Raw genomic sequence first — 22,655 nt, 5'->3', positions numbered from 1 at the left:
ATCCACCTTATGTTTTTTAACAGTATACCCGAAATAGAAAACAGGATTGGCCTCAATCTCTGAAAATTCAAAATCACGTCATAATTTTTGTAGAGTTATCCAAAAAACACAGATATGGTATTTCTTCATTTAACAATTATGCGTCTTGTTGCAAATGTTATTTGTGGTATAATGAATGATTAGTGAAGGTGAACAGAAAATGCGCTGTAATTTCACAATTCTGTGCAGGTGAATTTCTGCCGCAGAAAGAAAGGAGATTGATACCATTTTTAAGCAAGACGCGTTCGATTTTATCTCTTTAAAATCGGGCAAAAATCTGAACGGCATGTTGGTGCTGTTTCTGACGATATCTATTTTTCTACCGTTTTATGTCAGTATGGCGGCCGTTTCATTGATTGCATTTATGACGGTTATCAATTATGAAAGACGGGCGGAGGCTTTTGGGGATCCGTATTCTATAGGAATTGTATTATTTTTTCTGTTTACCGGCTTTGTCGGGCAAGTATACAATAACCACATTGGAAGCGCTTATTCATTGTTTGCCGCGGCTCTTTTGGTCTGCGGGTTCTATATTCGCAGCTTTATGACAAAGCAGCTTTTTGATCAGGCGATGGATACCGCCTGCCTGAGCAGTGTGGCGTGTGCGGCGGTGGCGGTATTTCAAAAGATTTCCACCTACGCGACGGTGCCTTCGTTCCGCCCGATCTCAACGTTTACCAATGCAAATTACTATGCGACCATGATCGAATTTGTTGTTCTGATCGCTCTTTACCGGATGATAACCAATGCACAGAATCGTCGGTTTTATTTGATCGTGATCGCCAGCAATCTTGTGGGGCTTTATCTTTCAGCCAGCATGTCGGCCATTTTTTCTCTCGGGCTTGCGGTGCTTTTGTTTCTCTACCTGAAAGGGAAGCGCAAAATCGCGACAATCATCGGCGTCAGCGGACTGTTCCTGGTGGCGGCCGGCCTGATGATGCCGGAGCTGTTCCCCCGCATTGAGTTTATTGATCAATCGTGGGATCAGCGGGTCAACATCTGGGCGACGTCCGTTAAGGGGATCGAGCATCATCCGTTCTTTGGCCAGGGCGCTGCGGCCTACCGTTTGGCCTGCGAAGAATATTTTGGATACAAAACATATCACGCTCACAACCTGTATCTGGATACATTATTGAATTTTGGTCTGGTCGGCGCAGCGGTGATTACTGGATATTTGTATTGTCAGGGTAAAATTGTACTGACTCGTTTCCGCAACAGAATCTGCGGGAATATGAATATTCTTCTGGCGGCTTGTTCCTGCGCCATTTTAGTACACGGCTTTACAGATGTGACCATCTTCTGGGGCCAGACTGCAATGCTGTTTCTCCTGATTTTTTCTTCCACCGGCATCAACGCTGTTTACGCGGGCGGAATCCTTCGGGTGCGTCAGCGTTTGGCGGCAGCCACCGGCTATTTGGAACACTCCAATCAGGGCGCGGCGGTATTTAAAAATTAATCTGCTTTTTCATTTGTTTCTGGGAGGGCCTCCGCTTTGTGCGGGGGCCTTTTTCCATGCAGCCATTGGATTATGAAAATCCTCCCGCAAAATGGTCTAAAGCAAAATTCGGGGCATATCATTGAAAACGGGAGGGATGATAATGAGCTCACCGGAAGAGTGCAGATTTTTGATGTGCAGTCTGGATAAGACTTTCAGCAGCGCCGGAACCGAGGTATTGTCGGTAAAAATTGAATACCCCAAATTTGAGCTTCCCGAATGCGGAAGAATAGAAACCGTCATCAATCGCTGCATTTGGGGGCAGGTGGAGAGCTTTTTCCATGACGCGGCGACAATCCTGTTTCGTCAGGCAGCGTGTGCGCTGCATAACGCAAACAACTCGGAGGATCAGGATTCCTTCCACCCGTACGACGCCGTTCTGCAGTACCGGGTGACCGCCTGCAATTCCTGCTATGTCAGTCTGTACCGCGACGCCTATGAGTATACGGGAGGGGCGCACGGCAATACCATCCGCCGTTCCGACACCTGGTCTCTGAAAGCGTGCAGGGCTGTTCAGGTATGTGATTTTTTTCATCCGAAAACGAACTTTCGCAAAGCGCTTCTTGATGAGATCCTGTTTCAGGCCGATGAAAACATGAGGAAATGCCCCGGCATTTATTTTGATAATTACCGCAAGCTGATCACCCGGTATTTTAACCCCAACCGGTTTTATCTCACGGATAACAGCGTTGCGTTTTATTTCCAGCTGTATGAAATCGCGCCGTATGTTTCCGGAATCGTTACTTTCTCCATTCCGTTCGATCAGCTGGAATGCCCACCGGTTTGCCAGAAATAGAGAAAAATTTGCCCCTGCCTGCGGTGTCCTTTCGGCAGTGGGCTTTTCTCTTTGCGGGAAAAACATGGTAAGGGGGAAGGTTTTATGCTATAATAACCTCACGGCGCAAGCCGAAGAAAAAGCTTCTGGCGGCGGAGAGCGCTGAGAGCGCACTGAAAGAAACAGCCGCCAACGCGAGCAATAAACGTTCTGTTTACACGAAACTGGCAGAATTTCCGTATGGGGAACTCGTAGAAAATTCGTATTTTCAGATCAGATATAAAAAGCAACAGCAGTATCTGTGTTGGCATGTAGGCTTAGGCCCGCTGCAAGGCAGCGTAGAAAAGTGATCGTGTGATCCAACGCATTATTGTGTGCAAAATGGGGGAGAAGGAAAATGAATGCCAAAGAAGAATTTGAAGAAATTTATACCGCGAATATTCACCGCAATGGCAGCCGGGAGCTGCTGGAGTGGCTCTCCACAACCGACTTTTTTACCGCCCCGGCCAGCACCAGGTTCCATTGCGCCTGCCTGGGCGGGCTCGCACAGCACAGCGTCAATGTGTACCGCGTGATGCGAGAAAAGCATTTTGAAGAGGGGAAAGACAACGAAGAGAGCTTCGCGATCTGCGGGCTGCTGCACGATGTGTGCAAGTCGCAGTATTACAAAACCTCTACGAAGAATGTAAAGAATGAGGAAACCGGCGCGTGGGAGAAACGCCCGTTTTATATGGTGGAGGACAGCTTTCCCTTCGGGCACGGGGAGAAGTCCGTCTTTTTGATCGAGCGCTTTCTTCGCCTCAAGCCGGCGGAGGCCGTGGCGATCCGCTGGCATATGGGCGGCTTCGACGATTCCGCCCGCTCCGGGAACTTCGCGATCAGCCTTGCCTATCAAAAATATCCGATCGCGGTGAAGCTGCATTTGGCAGATTTGGAATCGACCTACCTGCGCGAAAAGGGAACCTCCTCCGCACATTGACAAAATGGCTATGATTTTTCAGAGGATACGGAGGATTTTGTAGGACAAGCCTGTTTACATTGGTGAAAAATATGACTATAATATTATCTAATTATTATAAATGAACAAGAATAGAAGTCTGAATGAAAAAGGAGTCGATCAATCCATGGCTTATTATTTTGAAGAGCCCTCCCGTACGTTTAACGAATACCTGCTGATTCCGGGGTATTCCTCCGCCGAGTGTATTCCGGCCAATGTCAGCCTGAAAACACCTATTGTCAAATTTAAGAAGGACGAAGAGCCTGCACTCACCATAAACATTCCGATGGTATCGGCGATCATGCAGTCTGTTTCGGATGATAAAATGGCGATCGCTCTGGCAAAAGAGGGCGGCATTTCTTTTATCTACGGTTCTCAGACCATTGAAGAGGAAGCCGCGATGATACAGCGCGTCAAAAGCTATAAGGCCGGTTTTGTGGTAAGCGACTCCAACATTAAGCCGGACCAGACGCTTCAGGATATTCTGGATCTGAAAGAGAAAACCGGCCACTCCACCGTGGCGGTAACCGAGGACGGAACCGCAACCGGCAAGCTGCTGGGAATTGTTACCAGCCGCGACTACCGCATCAGCCGTATGGACCCGGACACGAAGGTTTCTGAATTCATGACTCCTTTCGCCAAGCTGGTATATGCCGAAAAGGGCGTTACCCTGAAAGAGACAAACAATATCATTTGGGATCACAAGCTGAACGCTCTGCCGATTGTGGATGAGAATCAGCATCTGGTGTATCTGGTATTCCGTAAGGACTATGCCTCCCATAAAGAGAACAAGCTCGAGCTGCTGGATTCCCACAAGCGTTACGTAGTCGGCGCGGGCATCAACACCCGCGATTACGCGGAGCGTGTTCCCGCGCTGATCGAAGCGGGTGCGGATGTTCTGTGCATCGATTCCTCCGAGGGCTTCTCCGAGTGGCAGAAGAAAACCATCAGCTGGATTCGCGAAAACTACGGCGATACGGTGAAGGTTGGCGCCGGTAACGTAGTAGACAGAGAAGGCTTTTTGTATCTGGTGGAAAGCGGAGCCGATTTCGTGAAAGTGGGCATCGGCGGCGGTTCCATCTGCATTACCCGCGAGCAAAAGGGCATCGGCCGCGGCCAGGCTACCGCGCTGATCGATGTGGCCAAGGCCCGCGACGAATACTTTGAGAGAACCGGCATCTATGTGCCGATCTGCTCCGACGGCGGTCTGGTTTACGATTACCATATGACTCTGGCGCTGGCAATGGGCGCGGATTTCCTGATGATGGGCCGCTATTTTGCCCGTTTCGACGAAAGTCCCACCGGAAAAGTGACCATCGGCGGCAGCTATATGAAGGAGTACTGGGGCGAGGGCTCGAGCCGCGCCAGAAACTGGCAGCGCTACGATTTAGGCGGCGCCAGCAAGCTGTCTTTTGAAGAGGGCGTCGATTCCTATGTTCCCTATGCCGGCGCGCTGAAGGACAACGTAAACCTGACCCTCAATAAAATCCGCTCCACCATGTGCAACTGCGGTGCGCTTACCATTCCAGAGCTGCAGAAAAAGGCCAAGATCACTTTGGTTTCCGCCACCTCTATCGTAGAGGGCGGCGCCCACGACGTTGTACTGAAGGACACGGGAAACAATATTGTAAAATAAAATCAAGTCAAACAAAAACACTGTACCGACAACGGTACAGTGTTTTTGTTACAGGGTCTGTTCCGGACGATAAAAATCGTCTTTAAATGGAAACGGAAGAAACGGGGGTTCTTCCGAAGTTTGAGAGATCGGTTTCAGCGGGTCGTCGCAAATCTCTTCTTCCAGAAAAGGCTGACTCCAGGGTACGTCGGGCGGCAAAATCATCGTTATCGGTCCCCCTGTGTCAGATTGTCGGCATAGCTGCACAGGCTCTCAAAGGAATTGACGCCGCCGGGGCGCTGGGCAATAGCCGAACGCACGTGTTCCGGCAGGGAATCGAAATAATGTCTGGCAGCCGGGTCGTCCTTCATCAAAGCATATAAATCGGGATATTTTTTCTCCATAAAATTCACCTCTGTGTTTATAGTCGTTTCGCTTTAAAAAGGGGTTGATTTCTTCCGCAGCCTACGGTAGCGGAAGAAATCGCCATATTTATCATCTGTTTTAAAGTGTAACCAACTATATTCTGCACTGATTTTCATAAAAATTTCAGGTAAACAGAGGAAATTTTAGAAAAACCGTATTATTGATATTTTCTGACGCCCTCAATGTGAAGAAAACGAATGCGGTCGTATACATAAGAGCTCAAAGGACGCATGAATGCGTCGAAGGTATGGGCCGCGACGTAAATTTCGTCCGGCTCCACCGCCACAACCACAGGGGAATGATAAAACCTGCCGGTTTGGTCGCCGAGCTGAATAATATCCCCGGGCATCATTTCAGAGGCGTCTGTCTCTGTGGCAAAAGGGCCCGGGCCCTTGTTCTGCGTCAAAAACTGGTACAGATAAATGACTCCTGTCCAGGAGGGGCTTCTGTCGCTGCTACTGTTGTAATACCACCCGTACGTGGGGGTGTAGTTCATTACACCGCTGCCCGCGTAAAGACATTGCGAGGCAAAATTGGTGCAGTCGCCTCCCAAATTTTCAAAATTATAATAGGCCGGATTTCTCTGAAACGCCCATTTGCGGGCATACTCTACGGCAGCGTCCCGGTGATAGGCTACGATGCGAAGCATGGAACTTTCCTCCACTACTTTTTAAATAAGATCCGTAATCATAAATCATCCTACAAGCTTTGCGGTTTCATCCCGGATGCGAAACCGAAAAGTGGATGATGATGCTCTCACTCGTCCAAAGCCACGCTTTGGCCCCGCGAGGCTATTATATCCTATGCACCGAAGCGAATTATGTACGTTTTCACCGCTGTGCCGAAACACGGCGGTGAAAACGCCTGCCTTGACAGAACCTTCTTTACTGCTTTACGCGGAAAGACTGGCAGTCTGTGCACTGATCCATGGTAGGATTCTTTTCATGGGTACCAACCTGAATCTTCTCCAGAGAACAGAAATCCTGTGTTCCGCAGTGGTACTGACACTGGTCTACGCTGCATCCGATCGACGGATTGGGACGGTCGTTGGAATTCATCATCTGAGCTCGCCTCCTTTCACTCAAAGGCTGTCCTTAGTATGAGAAAAAGAAAAAGAATTATGAAGTGTAAATTTTGAGATTGCTTCCATCGGGCGAGAATGGTACTATAAGCAATATGACTTTTTACGACTTTTTATAACGGGGCATTTTCATTTTCGCCAAAGGCGGGATAAAATTGGCGGCGTTGTTGTGCCTTCACTGCATTTGAACCGCATATCCCGTAATGTTTCATAATTTCAAAAAAATGAGGTATTCTAAGGGAAACAATGGAAAATAAGGAGCAATATCATGAATCACCCGAAAATGAAAAATACGGCGGCGCTCTTGCTGCTTTGCCTTTTAATTCTGGCCTCTTCTGTTTTGTTTTTATTCATTGCGCAAAATGAACCGATGATCTATTGGGTAAAAACCTTTACGCCCAGTGTTTCGCAAGCGTCATCCTCCGGGGGAATCGAATCTTCAGCTTTGGAATCTTCGCCGGCGGAGTCTTCGGCCTCTGCCGCGCAGCTGGCAGAGGTTTGGGAGAAAGACAGCAATTTGCTCCTTGTCAATTGCGACTTCGGCCTTCCGGAGCCATATAAGCCCAATTTGGTCAAAGCGTTTGACATGGAAATGGACGAGCGCATTGTGGAGCCGTACCGGCAGATGGCCGCCGCAGCCTTAAAAGACGGAGTAACGCTCTGGATTTCTTCCGCCTACCGTGCGCCGGAGCTGCAAAAAGAGCTGCTGGAACGCGAAATCAGGGAAAACGAACAAAAGGGAATGGGCCCGGAAGAAGCCAAAGAAAAGGCCGCTATCGCCGTGGCACAACCGGGGCACAGCGAGCACAATACCGGTCTAGCGATCGACATCAACGGGGTGCGCCCGGAATTTGAAAAAGAGAAGGGCTATGAGTGGATGACGCAGCACGCTGCGGAATACGGTTTTATTCTCCGCTACCCCAGAGAGAAAGAGAACGTCACCAAAATCATGTTTGAACCCTGGCATTACCGCTATGTCGGCAAAGAAAATGCGCAAAGAATGAATAAACTGGGGATGTGCCTGGAGGAATATGTGAATTACCTGGCACAAAACAAAGAAAATAATTGAATAAATTCCAAATTTTGATATAATAACAGAAAGAGGCTGTTTTCGTCTGAAAGACAAAGGAATCAATTTTTGCCGCCGAAAGCGGGGAAACAGATTGATGTCAACTATGGAAACAACTCAATCCTGAAGGGGTGTTACTATGCAAGAGAAAAAAGTTAGAACCAGATTTGCTCCCAGTCCCACCGGGTTTATGCATGTGGGCAATTTGCGCACAGCGCTGTATGAATATCTGATTGCGAAGAATCAGGGCGGGGATTTCGTCCTGAGGATTGAAGATACCGATCAGGAACGTCAGGTGGAGGGCGCTGTCGAGGTGATTTACAACACCCTGAAAACGGTTGGCCTGCAGCACGACGAAGGCCCCGACATCGGCGGGCCTTATGGGCCGTATGTGCAGAGCGAGCGCATGGATACTTATAAAAAGTATGCCGAGCAGCTTGTACAGGAAGGAAAAGCATATTACTGCTTCTGTACGAAGGAGCGCCTGGCTTCGCTGCATGAGGAAAATACGTTCGGCGGGTACGATCGCCACTGCCGCAGCCTCCCGCAGGAGGAAATTGACCGTCTGCTCGCGGCGGGCACGCCCTATGTCATCCGTCAGAAGATGCCGGCAGAGGGTGTCACTACGTTCCACGATGCCGTTTACGGCGATATCTCCGTAGAGAATAAGGAGCTGGAGGATCAGGTTCTGCTCAAGTCCGACGGCTTCCCCACTTATAACTTTGCTAACGTGATCGATGATCACCTCATGGAGATTACCCATGTGGTGCGCGGCAGCGAATACCTCTCCTCCACGCCGAAGTACAATCTGCTGTATGAGGCCTACGGCTGGCAGATTCCCACGTATGTGCATCTGCCGCTGATCAAGGGCAGAAACGCCGACGGTACGGCGTCGAAGCTCTCCAAGCGCCACGGCTCCACCGGCTTTGCCGATCTGGTCAGGGAGGGCTATTTGCCCGAGGCGATCATCAACTATATCGCTCTTTTAGGCTGGTGCCCCAAAGACAACGAGGAAAAAATGGACATGCAGGGGCTGGTCGAGCGTTTTTCCATCGAGGGCATCAGCAAGTCGCCCGCTATATTTGACTACGACAAGCTGACCTGGCTCAACGGTGAGTACCTGCGCGCCATGACGCCGGAGCAGTTCACGGAGCATGCGATGCCATATTATCGCCAGGCATTCGGCGATACCGAGGCGGATTGGTCTGTACTGACGCTGATTCTGCAGCCCCGCGTGACAAAGTTGAGCGAAATCCCCGGGATGATCGGCTTTTTGAAAGATCTGCCGGAGTATCCTGCCGATTTCTTTGTGAATAAGAAGAGCAAAACGACGCTGGAAAATTCCGCGCCGCTGCTGCGCGAGTCGATTTCCGTCCTCAAAGAACTGCCCGACTGGACGGTGCCGAGCCTGCACGAAGCGCTACTGGAGCTGGCGCAGCGGCTCGAGGTAAAAAACGGTACGCTTCTTTGGCCCGTGCGGATTGCGGCGGCCGGCCAGACGGTTACGCCGGGCGGCGCGATGGAGATTCTGGCCATTCTCGGCCGGGAAGAATCCCTGCGTCGGTTGGAGCTGGGCCTGAAAAAATGTGAAGGGTAATGGAGAGAATACGATGAGCGAAGAAAAAAGAGAACCGTTGAATCCGGAGTCTGCCGGCAATTTTATTCATGAATTCGTTGCGGAGGATATCGCGCCGGGCGGGCGCTTTGAGGGCAAGCGCGTTCACACCCGCTTTCCTCCCGAGCCGAACGGCTATCTTCATATTGGCCACGCGAAGGCCATCTGCATCGATTTCGGCACGGCGGAAAAGTTCGGAGGCATTTGCAATCTGCGCATGGACGACACGAATCCCAGCAAGGAAGACACCGAATATGTCGACGCCATTCAGGAGGATATCCACTGGCTTGGCTACGACTGGGACGACCGTTTTTATTATGCCTCGGATTATTTTGAAACCATGTATCAGCTTGCGGAAAAATTGATTGAAAAGGGCCTTGCGTATGTATGTCAGCTGACGCCCGATGAGATGAGGGAAAACCGCGGCGACCTGAAAAATCCGGCGGTAAGCCCGTATCGTGACCGCCCGGTGGAAGAAAGCCTCGATCTGTTCCGCAGAATGCGCGCCGGGGAATTCCCGGACGGCGCCATGACGCTGCGGGCAAAGATCGATCTGGCTTCCGGTAACTTCAACATGCGCGACCCTGTTTTATACCGCATCAGCCATACCGCTCACCACAGAACCGGCGACGCATGGTGCATTTACCCCATGTACGACTATGCGCACCCGATTGAGGACGCGATGGAGGATATTACGCATTCGCTGTGCTCCCTGGAATTTGAGGATCACCGCCCGCTGTACGACTGGGTGATTCAGAATGTGGATTTGCCCTCCAAGCCCCGCCAGATCGAGTTTGCGCGCCTTGGCATCAACAACACGGTCATGAGCAAGCGCCGCCTGCGCCTTCTGGTGGAAAAAGAATACGTTTCCGGCTGGGATGATCCCCGCATGCCCACCCTGTGCGGCCTGCGCCGCCGCGGCTATACCCCGGCTTCCATTCGCAACTTTATTGAGCGCCTGGGCGTATCTAAAGTGAACAGCACGGTGGAGTATGCCTTTTTGGAGCATTGCCTGCGCGAGGACCTGAACCTGAACGCGCAGCGTGTGATGTGCGTGCTCGACCCGATCAAGCTGGTCATCACCAATTATCCGGAGGATCAGGTGGAGGAGTTCGAGGTGGAGAATAACCCGAACCGGCCCGAGGACGGAACGCGCAAGGTCGATTTTTCGCGGGAAGTCTGGATTGAGCGCGACGATTTTACCGAAACGCCGCCGAAGGGCTATTTCCGTTTGTTCCCCGGGAACGAGGTTCGTCTGAAAACGACGTACATTGTTCGCTGCACCGGCTGCAAAAAGGATGAAAACGGCAATGTGGTGGAGGTGTACGCGGAATACGATCCGGCCACCCGCGGCGGCAACACGCCGGACGGCAGAAAGGTGAAGGGCACCATTCACTGGGTCAATGCGGCATCCGCTGTTTCGGCAGAGGTTCGCCTGTACGACAACCTGTTCACCGTTCCCGATCCGGAAGCCGGCGAGTTTTTGGAGCTTTTAAACCCGGATTCGCTGACGGTTCTGAAAGACTGCAAAGTGGAGCCCGATGTGGCGAAAGCCTGTGCGCCTGCTTCGTTCCAGTTCATGCGCCAGGGCTATTTCTGCCCGGATCTTGACAGCACACCGGAGCACCCGGTCTTTAACCGTTCGGTTTCGCTCAAAGACAGCTTCAATAAGAAATAAAAACAGCTTGCCCCGGCCTGCAGTACGCAGGGCCGGGGCATTTCTAACGCCGCAGTTTCAGCTGGCGGCAAAATCGGCGCGCGCCGGTGTATTACCAGGCGCGGCGCTTTCACTTTTTCTTGGTGAACTCGGGGAAAAAGCTGTCCGGATTCTGTTTGAATTGCTCGACAGGATCCAGTTCAACACTGCTCTGATCCGATTTTCCGTAATACCCCATCCAACGGGGCACCGGATTCTGCTCAGGATTTTTGCAGTCGTAAATCTTGGTTCTGATCTCCATGTTTCCACCTCCGCACAGATGCTGGTATGAATATACTATGCAGCTCCGGCAACATCTGCCAGCCGTGTACAAGCGGATGTTACGGAATTTTTTGCGGGAAAGCTTTTCCATTCTTTGCAAAAACAATAGAAAATGATATAATGGAGCCATTGGTATCGGGGTGCCGTACCGCACGAAAAATCCATGTGTTTTGGGCGGCGGGCCGTTCTGTTTGCCGCCGTGTGATATTCCAAAAGAAAGAATGAGGTGAAACAACATGCAAAAAAGCTTATCGATTGCCAGCTTCGTTTTGGGGATTGCGGCGACAATGATCAGCATCGCTTTGACCGTGCTCCAGATTGTCAGCCTGAAAAAGAGCCGGTGAGTCATTCACCAATCCAAGAAAGCATATCCGGCGCGGCAGGCTGAAAACGGCCCCGGCGCCGGTTTTCTTTACAGAAAAGGGAGGATTGTATGAAGCTGCTGCATCTGGCGGATCTTCACATTGGCAAACGGGTCAACGAATTCAGCATGCTGGAGGACCAGCGCGCCATAATAAAGCAGATTTTAGACATTGCGGAGCAGGAGAGGCCCGGCGCCGTTCTGATTGCCGGGGATATTTACGATAAGACCATTCCGCCCGGGGAGGCGGTTTCGGTGCTGGACGACTTCCTGACCGGTCTGGCGTTTTTAAAGCTGCCGGTTTTCATGATCTGCGGGAACCACGATTCCGCGGAGCGCCTGAGCTTTGGCAGCCGGATTCTTCGCCGCCAGGGCATTACGATCGCCGCGGCCTACGACGGCACCTTTGAACCGGTTCTGCTGCAAGATGAGTACGGGCCGGTGGAATTGTACCTGCTGCCGTTTGTCAAGCCCGCGCTGGCAGCTCCTTTTTTCCCCGGACAGGAGCTCGAAAGCACCGAGGACGCCGTGCGTTCCATTCTGGAATCGGTGCCCGATCAGCCGGACTGCCGCAGGGTATTGGTTGCGCATCAGTTCGTGACCGGCCGGGGGGAGCTGCCGCAGCAGTCGGATTCTGAAACCGCCTATGTCGGCGGGTCGGACGCGGTGGACGCCGCGGTTTTCCACGCCTTTGATTATGTGGCGCTGGGGCATCTTCACGGCCCGCAGAAAATGCTGCGGGATACCATTCGATATGCGGGTTCCCCTCTCAAATATTCCTTCTCGGAAAGCCGGCAGAAAAAATCCGTGACGATCGTCGAGCTGTTGGAAAAAGGGAACACCCGCGTTCGGCAGATTCCCCTTGTTCCGCTGCGCGATATGCGCGAAATCCGCGGCCCGATCGATCAGCTGACCGACCCGCAAGTTGTAAGTTCCGCGAACGCGGAGGACTACATCCACGTCACTTTGACGGACACGGAGGAGCTGATGGATCCCATTGGCCGCCTGCGCAGATTTTACCCGAATATTATGCGCCTGGATTTTGAAAATCGTCTCAGCAGGGGAATCCAGACGAAAAACGCCGCGTCTGGGGAAGATCTTTCTCAAAAATCGCCGATGGAGCTGTTTAAGGATTTCTTCCGGATGCAAAATCAGAAGGAAATGACGCAGGAGCAGACCCAAGTGATGGAATCGCTCTTTTGCGGCAGTCGGGAGGAGACGCAATGAAGCCGAAGCATTTAACCGTGAGCGCGTTCGGCCCCTTTGCAGGCAGGGTGGAGATTCCGTTTGAGCAGTTCGGCTCTATGGGGCTGTTTTTGATCACCGGGGATACCGGCGCGGGAAAAACCACGCTGTTTGATGCGATCTCCTTCGCGCTGTTCGGGGAGTCGAGCGGTACCGTGCGCCCGGTAGAGAGCCTGCGCAGCGATTTTGCGCGCCCGGAGGAGAAAACCTATGTGGAGTTGTCTTTTCTGCACCGCGGCCAGGAATATTTTTTGCGGAGAAACCCGAAATACCGCCGCCCCAAAAAGAACGGCGAGGGGGATACGGACGAGCCCGCCGACGCGACGCTGACCTTTCCGGACAGCAAAGTGATCACCGGGAATGTGCGGGTCACCGGTGCGGTCACCGAGCTTTTGGGGATCGATTATAAGCAGTTCAAGCAGATCGCCATGATCGCGCAGGGGGAGTTCTTGAAGCTGTTGCTGGCAGATCACCGTGAGCGGGCGGAGATTTTCCGCCGCGTATTCGGCACGGCCCCGCTGGAAGCGGTGCAGCTGGAACTGAAAAAGCGGGAAAAGGCGGCCAGAATCGAATGGGAGGACTCCTGTAAAGCAATTGTGCAGTACACAGGTAATCTGCTTTACAGTGAGGAGCAAACCGCCGAGCCTCTGGTGCAGGAGTGGGCGGCAGAGCAGAACCTGCACCGCATGGATGAAATGACCGCGCTCTGGAACAGGATGCTGCGGGAGAATGAAGCGCTTCTCAAAGACCAAAGACTTCAGCAGGAAAAGCTGCAGGAAGCGGATGCGAAGCTGATTGCCGAGCTGACCCGCGCGGAGCAGATCAACCGGATGTTCCGCGAGCTGGAGCAGGCTCTGCTTCGCTGCGAGGAGCTGTTGAAGCAGGAACCGCAGATCCGGCAGACGGAACTGCGGGCCCGCAGGGCCGCGGCCGCTGCGGAGCGTGTGCTGCCATATGAGAAAATCTATCGTTCCGCAAAGGAAAACGCAGACCGTCTGGAAAACGCAATCCGCACTTCCGGTGAGCGCTCGGCTCTTTTGGAAAAACAGCTGAAACAGCTGGAAGCCGACTGGAACAGAGAGCGGGAAGCCGAGCCGCAGCGAACGGCGCTTGCGGAGCGCTTAACGGGCCTGCGCTCCGCTTTGCCGGACTATGCGCATTACAAAATGTTGACGCAGCAGCACAGGGATTTGGAGCGAGCGCTTTCGCAGAATACCTCCCGTTTGGAGCAGGTGACCAAACGAAGAGAGGCGCTTGCCCAAAAGCGCGACGAGCGCCAGGCGCTGCTGTCGCAGTCCGCGGATGCACCGGTTTCTCTGGTAAAATGCGAAAAGGAAAAGGATACCGCCGAAGCGCTGCGCGCCAATCTGCTTTTGCTGCATGAGATGGCGAAGCGCTTGGAAGCTGTAGAAGCGGAGCACAGGCGCGCGCAGCGGGACTATTTGGCCGCCGATGAGGAGTACGGCAGAATGCACCGGCTGTGCGAGGAAAAGGAGCGTTTGTATTTCGACCAGCAGGCCGGCGTTCTGGCCGGGCGTCTGCGTTCAGGGGAGCCGTGCCCGGTCTGCGGCTCAAAAGAGCATCCTCACAAGGCGGAGATGATCGGGGGCGCTCCGAACGAACAGGAGCTGCAGCAGCTGCGGGGGCAGCGGGAGCAGGCAGAGGCCCGCCGGAGGGAGACCAGCTCGCAGGCACATGGAAAAGAGGTAGAGGTACAGTCCGCTCGGCAGGAGCTCTACCGGCAGTGGAAGCAGATTCTGCCGGAGGTTGCCCCGCAGGAAGAACTCCCCGCACTCAAAGCCCGGATCATTGCGCTCGGTACCGAAAATACCGGGCGAAAAAAGGCTCTGGAACAGAGATGCGTCGAGCTCAAGCAGCTTTGCAGCAACCGTGAGCTCTGGGCAAAAGAGCTCGACGAAGCACAGCGCCTGTTGAAAGAGTGCGAACCGCTCGTGCAGCGCGAAACAGAGGAACAGTCACGCCTTGCGTCTCAGGTGAGCGCAAAGCAGGCGGAGGCGGCTCTGGTGCAGGGAAAGCTGCCCTGTGAGTCGGAGGAAGAGCTGCGGCGGCAGATCGCCGAGGCTGAAACCCGTTTGGAGAAGCTGAAAAAGCGGCTTCAGGAAAGCGAAGCCGCGCTTACCAAAGGCCGCAGCGAGCTGGAGAGCGTTCGCGCCGTTCTGAGAGAAAACACAAACCAGCTGGCAGAGCAGAATCAAAGGCTGGAGCAAGCCGAACAGGAGTACCGCAGGGCGCTGGAAGAAAACCGGTTCAGCGAAGAGGAATACCGCGCCGCGCTGTTGGATCAAGGCCGGGTGGAAGCCTGGCGGAACGAGGTGCAGGCCTTCGCGGAAAGCCAACGGTTTATTGAGGAGACGATCCGCCGCCTGAAGGAAGAAACGGCTGGGAAAAGCCCGGTGGATACTGATCAACTGGCCTTGCGGCAGGAGGAACTGAAACGGGAAAAATCCGTATTGGACGAACAGGTTTCTCAAACCTCACAGCGCTATCACGGGAACCGGAGGATTTTGCAGCAGCTGCAAGACGCGCTGCGGCATAAGGAAAAGCTGGAGCAGCGGTATCTGATGCTTTCCTCCCTCTCCAAAACGGCGAACGGCGAGCTGCCCGAACGCCAGAAGCTGGCGTTTGAACAGTATGTGCAGGCCGCGTATTTTCAAAAGGTGATACAGGAGGCCAATCGGCGCATGAGCCGGATGACGAACGGCCGGTTTGAGCTGCTGCGCAAGGAAATCTCCGACGATAATCGCAGCCAGTCCGGTCTGGAGCTGAATGTGATGGATTACTATACCGGCAAGCTGCGTTCCGTGCGCTCCCTGTCGGGCGGGGAATCCTTCAAGGCGTCGCTGTCGCTGGCTTTGGGACTCTCCGACGTGATTCAGAGCTATGCAGGCGGGGTACAGATCGACACCATGTTTATCGACGAGGGCTTCGGCACGCTCGATTCGGAATCTCTGGATCAGGCAATCTCCGCGCTGGCGGCGCTCACGACCGGCGACCGCCTGGTCGGCATCATCTCTCATGTGCCGGAATTAAAGGAAAAAATTGATAAAAAAATTACGATACAAAAAAGCGTGACCGGCAGCACGGCTGTTCTGACCAGCCGCTGAAGACAACGGATTGGAATCTTCGCTCCGAAATAAAAACAGGCCTTCCTGCCCGCTTTCAGCGGGCAGGAAGGCCACAGTTTGTTGAAAGCAAAATCGTGGCGTCAGGCGGAGCTGAGCAGGTGCTCGGCGAAAATCTTAACGCCGATCAGAATCAGGATGATCCCCCCGGCGATTTCGGCGCGCCCTGAAAGCAGGCATCCGAATTTTCTGCCGAGGTATACTCCCGCAAAGCAAAGCACGAGCGTGATGATTCCAATCAGCGAAACGGAAAAAATCATCTGCGGCACACTTTGAATCCCCACGGAAGAGGGCAGAATAATCCCCGTGGCCAGCGCGTCTATGCTGGTTGCCACCGCCTGAATCAGCAGGGCGCGTTTTCCCACGGTGTGGCATCTGGCCTCTGCGGCGTGCTCCCCAAAGCACGATTCCCAAATCATCTGTGTGCCCAGATAGGTCAGCAGCAGCAAAGCGAGCCAGTGCTCGATATGTATTAAGAGATCGGCGCCCGCCGTTCCCAGTGCCCAGCCAAGGCAGGGCATAAACGCCTGAAAAATACCGAAGGTCAGGCCGACCTTCAGGGCAAACCCGGGCGTTACCTTTCGTACGGCGGTACCGTTTGCGACGGAGGCTGCCAGCGCATCCATAGAAAGGCCGACAGCGATTCCCACAAGGGAGAAGTAGTCCATACGCAGCTTCCCTTCGTGTTGATTTTAAGTTTGCTTCTGAAAAGAATATATTGGAGAACGGCCGAAATTATGAGGGCTTTTACGAAAACAACACAGGGGAAGAACAGAAATTTCCGTTCTTCCCCTGTGCATTATTTGATATTGTAGTCCACCCAGTCCTTGGCTTCCTTTACGTTATCGTCAGACGGCATGGCTGCCTTTGTTTTGCTGTATCGTCTGTCCGGATAGGTAATCGGGATCGTGTATTTATCCGTATCCTCCCGTTCCGGCCCGGGGCGGGTCACTTTTGCGGCGGAATTCAGCCGGTTGCTCCGGCCAAGCTCCTCTTTGTCTTTTCTGTGAAACAGCATGCGTAACACCTCCGTATTTATTGTGCGACATCACATTGAAAAAATACGCGCTTTCGTTTGCTACTACGGTAAAAACATGATAAAATAAATACAAAGCCTGTGGCTTTCATTCAATATTATTTTCTGAAAAATCGATATTACTCCGGCATTTTATATTTGCAATATAAAATTTTGAACCGGGTAATGGGCAAAGAGGGAAGAGCTTATGATCAGTATTTTGGACTATGGAGCGGGCAATTTAAAAAGCGTGGTCAACGCATTTCGGTTTATCGGCGCACAGGTGGAAATCACCCGCGACGCGAACCGGCTGATGCGGGCGCAGTCGGCTGTTTTGCCGGGCGTGGGTTCGTTCGGGGACGCCGCGGCTTCCCTGCGGCAATCCGGGCTTTGGCAGCCGGCGCTGGATTTCATCGCGGCCGGCCGGCCGTTTTTGGGCATTTGCCTTGGCATGCAGCTGCTCTTTGAAGAGAGCGAGGAATCCCCAGGGGTGAAAGGGCTTTCCGTATTTCCCGGGAAAATCTGCCGCATCCCCGATGGAGACGGCCTGAAGATCCCGCATATCGGCTGGAACTCCTTAACCCTCAATCAGACGGACGGTCTGTTCTATCAGGTACCGGATCAGTCCTACGTTTATTTTGTCCATTCTTATTATCTGCACTCGCCCGAACGGGAGATTGTCTCCTCACGCACGCAGTACGGCGTGGAGATTGACGCCTCGGTGCAGTCCGGGAACGTATTCGGCGCCCAGTTTCATCCGGAAAAAAGCGGACAGGCCGGCCTGCAGATGCTGAAAAATTTTGCGCGGTTGGCGGAAACCGGCCGCGAAGGGAAGGAGAGCTGCTGATGTATGCCAAGCGAATTATCCCGTGTCTGGACGTCAACAACGGACGCGTGGTGAAGGGAACCAATTTTGTCAATCTGCGGGACGCGGGCGACCCGGTGGACGCCGCGGTTCTGTATGACAAGCAGGGCGCGGACGAGCTGGTGTTTTTGGACATTACCGCAACCGTGCAGGAACGCGGAACGATTGTTGAGCTGGTTCAACGGGTTGCGGAGCGCATTTTCATTCCGTTTACGGTGGGCGGCGGCATTCGATCGGTAGGGGATTTCACCCAGCTGCTGCGCGCGGGGGCGGATAAGGTTTCGGTCAACTCCGCGGCGGTGCGCAATCCGTCGCTGATTAGCGAAGCGGCCCAAAAATTCGGCAGTCAGTGCGTGGTGTGCGCCATCGACGCAAAACGCGCTCTCTCCGGAGGGTGGACGGTTTACCTCAACGGCGGCCGCATCGATACGGGCATAGACGCCGTGGAATGGGCAAAGCGTGCGGTTTCTCTCGGCGCGGGTGAAATTCTGCTGACGAGCATGGACTGCGACGGAACGAAGGACGGGTATGACCTGGAGCTGACCGCCGCCATTTCCGACCGGGTGAGTGTTCCGGTGATCGCCTCCGGCGGGGCCGGGAGCCTGAAGGATTTTTACGATGCCTTCACCGCGGGAAAGGCCGACGCCGTTCTGGCGGCTTCGCTGTTCCATTTCGGGGAGATTACCATCCCGGAGCTGAAAGAATATCTCAAAGAAAAACAGATTCCCGTCCGGTTCTGATCGGCGGGTACGCCGAAGCGGATTTCAGGGAGCTGAAATCCGCTTCTTTTTCCGATTATTTCCCGCTTTATGGATAGATTTGCCGGACACGGCATAAGAATTACCAAGTTCTGTTCCTCTGCCCGAACCGGTCAAACCGTGTTTGCCGGGGAATGGTGCAAATTCGGTTTATTTTCTGAAAAAACCGGGAAACCGGTTTTCTATGCTGGAGGTGTAGGAAAGGTGAATTGGAAAAAACAAACAATCTCTGTGCTGTTGTCCGCCTGCGTCCTGATTTCCGCCGCGGCTCCTGCAACGGCGATTTCGGACGAAGAGGTAAAGGCCCCTGCGGCGATTCTGGTGGAAGCAAAGACCGGCAAGGTTCTGTATGAAAAAAATTCCCATGAAAAGCGTCCCGCCGCTTCCATTACCAAGGTCATGACGCTCCTGCTGGTGATGGAGGCAATTGATTCCGGCAAAATTGCCCTCACCGATACGGTCTCTGCCAGCGCCCACGCGGCCTCTATGGGCGGGTCGGATATTTGGCTCCAGCAGGGGGAAACCATGTCTGTCAACGATCTGATCAAGGCGACCGTGATCATGAGCGCGAACGACGCCGCCGTGGCCCTTGCGGAGCATGTGGCGGGCACCGAGGATGACTTTCTGCGCATGATGAACGACAAGGCCAAAGCGCTGGGAATGAACGACACCACGTTCAAAAACTGCAACGGTCTGGACGAGGAAGGTCACCTGACCTCGGCAAACGACGTCGCCCTGATGTCCGCGGAGCTGCTCAAGCACGAGAAGATCAAAGAGTACACCCTCACGTGGATCGACCATGTGCGCGACGGCAAGACGCAGCTGGTCAACACCAATAAGCTGATCAAAAGCTATAAGGGGATCACGGGCCTGAAAACGGGTACCACGGGCAAAGCCGGCAGCTGCATCAGCGCTTCCGCCACCAGAGGGCAAATCAGCCTGATTGCGGTCATTCTGGGGAGTGCCACAACCGACGACCGCTTCTCTTCGGCGGCAAAGCTTTTGGATTACGGATTTGCCAACTGGTCGATGGCCACTCCCGAAAAGCCGGAGCTGCAAAAGGTTCCGGTAGCGAACGGCATGCAGTCCTCGGTAGAGCCCGAAACAACCGAAAACCCCGCCCTGCTGGTGCCAAAGGGCAAAGAATCGGAGGTGGTGAGCCAGATCGTGGTGGCGGATTCGCTGGAGGCGCCCGTTGAGCCCGGGCAGATCATTGGCAAAATAACGTATAAGCTGGGGGACGAAACGCTTCTCGAAACCGATATTCGCGCCAAGGCGGCGGTGGAAAAAATGACGTTCTTTTCTGTATTCCGCCTGCTTTGTATGGGGATGGTCTGCTTTTGATTGGCAATTTCAACCGAAATTATTCGTAAAATCTTGCGGCCGCCGCCTTGCAAATACTGCTGAGATATTGTAAAATAAACAAAAGGATTCAGAAAATGACAGGAGGTTAGCATTCATGTCTGTAAAGCTTGACGCACAGCATCTGTCCGGTTTTATGAATTCAGGCGAACTGGAAGCGATCGAGCCCCAGATAAAGCTCGCGCACGAGTTGCTTCATTCCAAAAGCGGCTCCGGCAGCGATTTTCTTGGTTGGCTGGATTTGCCCGGCGAGTACGATAAGGAAGAATTTTCACGCATTCAGTCGGCAGCGGCGAAAATCCGTTCGGATACCGATGTTTTTGTTGTCATCGGCATCGGGGGCTCTTACCTTGGCGCACGAGCTGCGATTGAATTTTTAAAATCCCCGTACTATAATTCGATGAAAAAAGACACGCCGGATATTTATTTTGCCGGCAACAGCATCAGCTCCAGCGCACTGGCAGAGCTTCTTTCCATCTGCGAGGGGAAAGACGTGTCCATCAACATGATCTCGAAATCCGGCACGACGACCGAGCCGGCCATCGCGTTTCGTGTGTTTCGTGAGCTGCTGGAGAAAAAGTATGGCAAAGAGGGCGCCCGCGAAAGAATCTATTGTACCACAGACCGTGCGCGCGGAACCCTGAAAAAGCTGGCGGATCAGGAAGGCTACGAAACCTTTGTGGTGCCGGATGACGTCGGCGGACGCTATTCTGTGCTTACCGCGGTGGGGCTTCTTCCAATTGCGGTCAGCGGTGCTGATCTCAACGAACTGATGCAGGGTGCTTTACAGGCAAGAGACGAGTATTTGAATCCTGATTTACAACAAAATTCATGTTATCAATACGCAGCCATTCGCAATCTGTTTTACAGAAAGGGCAAAACAGTTGAACTCTTGGCCAGCTATGAGCCGTGCTTTGCCGTGATGTGCGAGTGGTGGAAGCAGCTTTATGGCGAAAGCGAAGGAAAGGATCAAAAAGGTCTGTTCCCGGCTTCCGTTATTTTTTCGACCGATTTGCATTCCATGGGCCAGTATGTGCAGGACGGCCGCCGGATTCTGCTGGAAACGGTGGTTCTGTTTGAGCACGCCAAGCAGGAAATTACGCTTGGCAGCGACCCGGAGAATGTGGACGGATTGAACTTCCTTCAGGGGAAAACGATGTCCTATATCAACGAAAAGGCCTTTGAAGGTACGGTTCTGGCTCATGTGGACGGCGGTGTCCCCAACATTGTGCTGCGGGTACCGGATTTTTCAGAGAAATCGCTCGGCAGCCTGATTTATTTCTTTGAAAAGGCGTGCGCGGTTTCCGGTTATCTACTGGGGGTCAATCCGTTTGACCAGCCCGGCGTGGAAAGCTATAAGAAAAATATGTTCGCTCTTTTGGGCAAGCCCGGGTACGAGGCCGAAAAGGCTGCTTTGGAGGCCCGTCTGAAACATTGATAGATTCTTTGCTTTCAGGATTGAAATCCGCATTTTGCGGAAATACTAAAAAATAGCAGGAGGAGTTTTGATATGGTCACTCTCATCATCGGTAAGAAAGGTTCCGGAAAGACAAAAAAGCTGATTGAAATGGCGAATGCCGCTGTTAAAAAATCGGACGGCAACGTGGTGGTAATCGAAAAGGGTCTCAAGCTCACTTACGATATCTCCCACAGGGCCAGACTGGTTGACATCGACGCTTATGGAGTGCAGGGCATGGACGGCCTGTACGGCTTCATCAGCGGCATCTGCGCTGGAAACTATGATGTGACCGACCTCTTTATTGATTCCACGCTGAAAATTATCGGTTCCGATTCCGCGGTTTTGTCCTCTCTTGTGGAGAAGGCGAACGCTTTGTCTGAACTGGCCAATACCAAAATCCTTCTTTCCGTTTCTTTGGACCAGAACGAGCTTCCCGAAGGCATCAAGGCGGAGATCGCTGAGATCTGATTCGTTTTGCTTTCGATCACAGTTTTAGAACGTCAGTATTGTAAAAGCGGGCTGCTGGCAGTTGTTACTGCCGGCAGCGCTTTTGTGCAAAAAGACAGCGAGGAGATCATCTGTATGTCGTTTAGAAATCTGCCGGAAGCCAGGCGCGAGGAAAACGGGATTACCTATTTTCTGCGGGAGCCCGTAACGGTGAACGGTCAGGAGCACCAGCGGTATGCGATTCAAACGCACTTTGTACAGCGCGGCGAGTCGTATGTGGAGCTGGTAAAAAAATATGTTCAGCCCTTATACCAGCCCGGGGATATTTTGTCCCTGAGCGAGAAGATCATTTCCATGTGCCAGAATAACGTGGTGGAGAAGAAGGATGTAAAAATCGGCTTTTGGGCACGGTTTTTATCCAAATTTGCTTCTTCAAACAATCACGGGATCGCCATGGACGAGCCGTACAAGCTTCAGCTGGCGATCAACCTGGCGGGCCTGCCCAGAATCCTTTTGGCGGCGTTCTGCTCTGCAGTGACAAAGCTGTTTGGAATCCGCGGTGTGTTTTACAAGATTGCCGGGCACGGGATCGATGGAATCGACGGGTTCTACATGGGCTCTTCGTTTGAGCTGTACCATGATCTGGCTTTGCTGAACCCAAAGGAACCGGTCAAGGTCTGCAACGACATTCAGCGGGAGCTCGGCATCGACTGTCTGCTGGTGGACGCCAACGATCTGAGCGTGGTCATTTTCGGAAAATCCGATACGCTGGCCCCAGTGCCGGATCAGGATTTGATCGCGATGATCAAGGACAACCCTGCCGGGCAATCGGATGAACTGACCCCGCTGATTTTGATAAAAAAAGCAGATTTATCCTGATTTCTTGTTGACAAAAGCGAAGCAAGTCGAT

General features: G+C 52.9%; 21 protein-coding genes. 15 read left to right on the top strand and 6 right to left on the bottom strand.

Translation table 11 applies throughout. From position 1 onward, the window contains the following. Positions 1 to 325 precede the first annotated feature (325 nt). The 4 genes from G340_RS0101125 to G340_RS0101110 all read left to right on the top strand — a co-directional run bounded on the left by G340_RS0101125 (position 326) and on the right by G340_RS0101110 (position 4,942). Positions 326 to 1,495 carry an O-antigen ligase family protein gene (locus tag G340_RS0101125; RefSeq protein WP_081626908.1) on the top strand — a complete coding sequence of 390 codons (1,170 nt, stop codon included), beginning with the start codon at positions 326 to 328 and terminating at the stop codon, positions 1,493 to 1,495. Between the two features lie 142 nt (positions 1,496 to 1,637). Then, on the top strand, positions 1,638 to 2,330 hold the full coding sequence (locus tag G340_RS0101120) for a DUF3298 and DUF4163 domain-containing protein (protein ID WP_020071809.1): 693 nt from the start codon (positions 1,638 to 1,640) through the stop codon (positions 2,328 to 2,330). A gap of 376 nt (positions 2,331 to 2,706) precedes the next feature. Next, positions 2,707 to 3,288 carry an HD domain-containing protein gene (locus G340_RS0101115; RefSeq protein WP_020071808.1) on the top strand — a complete coding sequence of 194 codons (582 nt, stop codon included), beginning with the start codon at positions 2,707 to 2,709 and terminating at the stop codon, positions 3,286 to 3,288. Between the two features lie 145 nt (positions 3,289 to 3,433). Beyond that, positions 3,434 to 4,942, top strand: coding sequence for an IMP dehydrogenase (locus G340_RS0101110; RefSeq protein ID WP_020071807.1), 1,509 nt, complete (start codon positions 3,434 to 3,436; stop codon positions 4,940 to 4,942). A gap of 206 nt (positions 4,943 to 5,148) precedes the next feature. Here G340_RS0101110 and G340_RS18155 read toward each other — a convergent pair whose 3' ends face one another. The 3 genes from G340_RS18155 to G340_RS17360 all read right to left on the bottom strand — a co-directional run bounded on the left by G340_RS18155 (position 5,149) and on the right by G340_RS17360 (position 6,408). Then, positions 5,149 to 5,325 (bottom strand): hypothetical protein, encoded by a 177-nt coding sequence (locus tag G340_RS18155; RefSeq protein ID WP_020071805.1) that lies wholly within the window; start codon positions 5,323 to 5,325, stop codon positions 5,149 to 5,151. 179 nt (positions 5,326 to 5,504) lie between these two features. Next, positions 5,505 to 5,996, bottom strand: coding sequence for an amidase domain-containing protein (locus tag G340_RS0101095; RefSeq protein WP_020071804.1), 492 nt, complete (start codon positions 5,994 to 5,996; stop codon positions 5,505 to 5,507). 235 nt (positions 5,997 to 6,231) lie between these two features. Then, a complete protein-coding gene (locus G340_RS17360) occupies positions 6,232 to 6,408 on the bottom strand; it encodes a DUF1540 domain-containing protein (RefSeq protein ID WP_009063651.1) in 177 nt (58 codons plus the stop codon). A gap of 288 nt (positions 6,409 to 6,696) precedes the next feature. On the opposite strand from G340_RS17360, the gene G340_RS0101085 reads away from it, so the two are divergent. The 3 genes from G340_RS0101085 to G340_RS0101075 all read left to right on the top strand — a co-directional run bounded on the left by G340_RS0101085 (position 6,697) and on the right by G340_RS0101075 (position 10,790). Next, a complete protein-coding gene (locus G340_RS0101085) occupies positions 6,697 to 7,497 on the top strand; it encodes a M15 family metallopeptidase (protein WP_020071803.1) in 801 nt (266 codons plus the stop codon). A 139-nt stretch (positions 7,498 to 7,636) separates the two neighbouring features. Then, on the top strand, positions 7,637 to 9,094 hold the full coding sequence (gene gltX / locus G340_RS0101080) for a glutamate--tRNA ligase (RefSeq protein WP_020071802.1): 1,458 nt from the start codon (positions 7,637 to 7,639) through the stop codon (positions 9,092 to 9,094). A gap of 13 nt (positions 9,095 to 9,107) precedes the next feature. After that, on the top strand, positions 9,108 to 10,790 hold the full coding sequence (locus G340_RS0101075) for a glutamine--tRNA ligase/YqeY domain fusion protein (RefSeq protein WP_020071801.1): 1,683 nt from the start codon (positions 9,108 to 9,110) through the stop codon (positions 10,788 to 10,790). Positions 10,791 to 10,899: 109 nt separating this feature from the next. On the opposite strand, the gene G340_RS18150 is transcribed toward G340_RS0101075, so the two are convergent. Further along, positions 10,900 to 11,070, bottom strand: a complete 171-nt coding sequence (locus G340_RS18150) for a hypothetical protein (protein ID WP_177309632.1) — start codon at positions 11,068 to 11,070, stop codon at positions 10,900 to 10,902. Positions 11,071 to 11,523: 453 nt separating this feature from the next. Between G340_RS18150 and G340_RS0101065 the strand changes: the two genes are divergently transcribed. Both G340_RS0101065 and G340_RS0101060 read left to right on the top strand, forming a co-directional pair. After that, on the top strand, positions 11,524 to 12,678 hold the full coding sequence (locus G340_RS0101065) for an exonuclease SbcCD subunit D (protein ID WP_020071799.1): 1,155 nt from the start codon (positions 11,524 to 11,526) through the stop codon (positions 12,676 to 12,678). Beyond that, positions 12,675 to 15,821, top strand: coding sequence for an AAA family ATPase (locus G340_RS0101060; protein WP_020071798.1), 3,147 nt, complete (start codon positions 12,675 to 12,677; stop codon positions 15,819 to 15,821). Before G340_RS0101065 ends, G340_RS0101060 begins: the two co-directional genes overlap by 4 nt. 101 nt (positions 15,822 to 15,922) lie before the next feature. Here G340_RS0101060 and G340_RS0101055 read toward each other — a convergent pair whose 3' ends face one another. Together G340_RS0101055 and G340_RS0101050 are read right to left on the bottom strand one after the other, a co-directional pair. Beyond that, positions 15,923 to 16,507: a manganese efflux pump MntP gene (locus G340_RS0101055; protein WP_020071797.1), complete on the bottom strand. Its 585-nt coding sequence runs from the start codon at positions 16,505 to 16,507 to the stop codon at positions 15,923 to 15,925. Between the two features lie 131 nt (positions 16,508 to 16,638). After that, positions 16,639 to 16,857 carry a CDIF630_02480 family spore surface protein gene (locus G340_RS0101050; RefSeq protein WP_020071796.1) on the bottom strand — a complete coding sequence of 73 codons (219 nt, stop codon included), beginning with the start codon at positions 16,855 to 16,857 and terminating at the stop codon, positions 16,639 to 16,641. Between the two features lie 205 nt (positions 16,858 to 17,062). Between G340_RS0101050 and hisH the strand changes: the two genes are divergently transcribed. The 6 genes from hisH (at position 17,063) to G340_RS0101020 (ending at position 22,624) form a co-directional block, all read left to right on the top strand. Further along, the gene (gene hisH, locus G340_RS0101045; protein WP_020071795.1) at positions 17,063 to 17,701 is read left to right on the top strand and encodes an imidazole glycerol phosphate synthase subunit HisH; all 639 of its coding nucleotides are present in this window, start codon (positions 17,063 to 17,065) and stop codon (positions 17,699 to 17,701) included. After that, positions 17,701 to 18,459 (top strand): imidazole glycerol phosphate synthase subunit HisF, encoded by a 759-nt coding sequence (gene hisF / locus G340_RS0101040; protein WP_020071794.1) that lies wholly within the window; start codon positions 17,701 to 17,703, stop codon positions 18,457 to 18,459. The genes hisH and hisF overlap by 1 nt, the downstream gene beginning before the upstream one ends. 222 nt (positions 18,460 to 18,681) lie before the next feature. Further along, positions 18,682 to 19,821, top strand: a complete 1,140-nt coding sequence (locus tag G340_RS0101035; RefSeq protein ID WP_020071793.1) for a D-alanyl-D-alanine carboxypeptidase family protein — start codon at positions 18,682 to 18,684, stop codon at positions 19,819 to 19,821. Positions 19,822 to 19,936: 115 nt separating this feature from the next. Then, positions 19,937 to 21,277, top strand: a complete 1,341-nt coding sequence (locus G340_RS0101030) for a glucose-6-phosphate isomerase (protein WP_020071792.1) — start codon at positions 19,937 to 19,939, stop codon at positions 21,275 to 21,277. Between the two features lie 72 nt (positions 21,278 to 21,349). Continuing rightward, positions 21,350 to 21,766, top strand: coding sequence for a hypothetical protein (locus G340_RS0101025; protein WP_009063576.1), 417 nt, complete (start codon positions 21,350 to 21,352; stop codon positions 21,764 to 21,766). Positions 21,767 to 21,880: 114 nt separating this feature from the next. After that, positions 21,881 to 22,624 carry a coenzyme F420-0:L-glutamate ligase gene (locus tag G340_RS0101020; RefSeq protein WP_020071791.1) on the top strand — a complete coding sequence of 248 codons (744 nt, stop codon included), beginning with the start codon at positions 21,881 to 21,883 and terminating at the stop codon, positions 22,622 to 22,624. Positions 22,625 to 22,655: the final 31 nt, after the last annotated feature.

Origin of the sequence: Faecalispora sporosphaeroides DSM 1294 (genome assembly GCA_000383295.1) — a bacterium.
GTDB lineage: Bacteria > Bacillota > Clostridia > Oscillospirales > Acutalibacteraceae > Faecalispora > Faecalispora sporosphaeroides.
Note: the sequence above shows the minus strand (reverse complement) of the source record. Positions and strands in the feature narration are given on the sequence as shown.

What these genes read in the sequence shown, in the direction of transcription:
- G340_RS0101125 (WP_081626908.1), top strand. Translation starts at nt 326, where the DNA reads ATGTTGGTGCTGTTTCTGACGATATCTATTTTTCTACCGTTTTATGTC.
- G340_RS0101120 (WP_020071809.1), top strand. Translation starts at nt 1,638, where the DNA reads ATGAGCTCACCGGAAGAGTGCAGATTTTTGATGTGCAGTCTGGATAAG.
- G340_RS0101115 (WP_020071808.1), top strand. Translation starts at nt 2,707, where the DNA reads ATGAATGCCAAAGAAGAATTTGAAGAAATTTATACCGCGAATATTCAC.
- G340_RS0101110 (WP_020071807.1), top strand. Translation starts at nt 3,434, where the DNA reads ATGGCTTATTATTTTGAAGAGCCCTCCCGTACGTTTAACGAATACCTG.
- G340_RS18155 (WP_020071805.1), bottom strand. Translation starts at nt 5,325, where the DNA reads ATGGAGAAAAAATATCCCGATTTATATGCTTTGATGAAGGACGACCCG.
- G340_RS0101095 (WP_020071804.1), bottom strand. Translation starts at nt 5,996, where the DNA reads ATGCTTCGCATCGTAGCCTATCACCGGGACGCTGCCGTAGAGTATGCC.
- G340_RS17360 (WP_009063651.1), bottom strand. Translation starts at nt 6,408, where the DNA reads ATGATGAATTCCAACGACCGTCCCAATCCGTCGATCGGATGCAGCGTA.
- G340_RS0101085 (WP_020071803.1), top strand. Translation starts at nt 6,697, where the DNA reads ATGAATCACCCGAAAATGAAAAATACGGCGGCGCTCTTGCTGCTTTGC.
- gltX (WP_020071802.1), top strand. Translation starts at nt 7,637, where the DNA reads ATGCAAGAGAAAAAAGTTAGAACCAGATTTGCTCCCAGTCCCACCGGG.
- G340_RS0101075 (WP_020071801.1), top strand. Translation starts at nt 9,108, where the DNA reads ATGAGCGAAGAAAAAAGAGAACCGTTGAATCCGGAGTCTGCCGGCAAT.
- G340_RS18150 (WP_177309632.1), bottom strand. Translation starts at nt 11,070, where the DNA reads ATGGAGATCAGAACCAAGATTTACGACTGCAAAAATCCTGAGCAGAAT.
- G340_RS0101065 (WP_020071799.1), top strand. Translation starts at nt 11,524, where the DNA reads ATGAAGCTGCTGCATCTGGCGGATCTTCACATTGGCAAACGGGTCAAC.
- G340_RS0101060 (WP_020071798.1), top strand. Translation starts at nt 12,675, where the DNA reads ATGAAGCCGAAGCATTTAACCGTGAGCGCGTTCGGCCCCTTTGCAGGC.
- G340_RS0101055 (WP_020071797.1), bottom strand. Translation starts at nt 16,507, where the DNA reads ATGGACTACTTCTCCCTTGTGGGAATCGCTGTCGGCCTTTCTATGGAT.
- G340_RS0101050 (WP_020071796.1), bottom strand. Translation starts at nt 16,857, where the DNA reads ATGCTGTTTCACAGAAAAGACAAAGAGGAGCTTGGCCGGAGCAACCGG.
- hisH (WP_020071795.1), top strand. Translation starts at nt 17,063, where the DNA reads ATGATCAGTATTTTGGACTATGGAGCGGGCAATTTAAAAAGCGTGGTC.
- hisF (WP_020071794.1), top strand. Translation starts at nt 17,701, where the DNA reads ATGTATGCCAAGCGAATTATCCCGTGTCTGGACGTCAACAACGGACGC.
- G340_RS0101030 (WP_020071792.1), top strand. Translation starts at nt 19,937, where the DNA reads ATGTCTGTAAAGCTTGACGCACAGCATCTGTCCGGTTTTATGAATTCA.
- G340_RS0101025 (WP_009063576.1), top strand. Translation starts at nt 21,350, where the DNA reads ATGGTCACTCTCATCATCGGTAAGAAAGGTTCCGGAAAGACAAAAAAG.
- G340_RS0101020 (WP_020071791.1), top strand. Translation starts at nt 21,881, where the DNA reads ATGTCGTTTAGAAATCTGCCGGAAGCCAGGCGCGAGGAAAACGGGATT.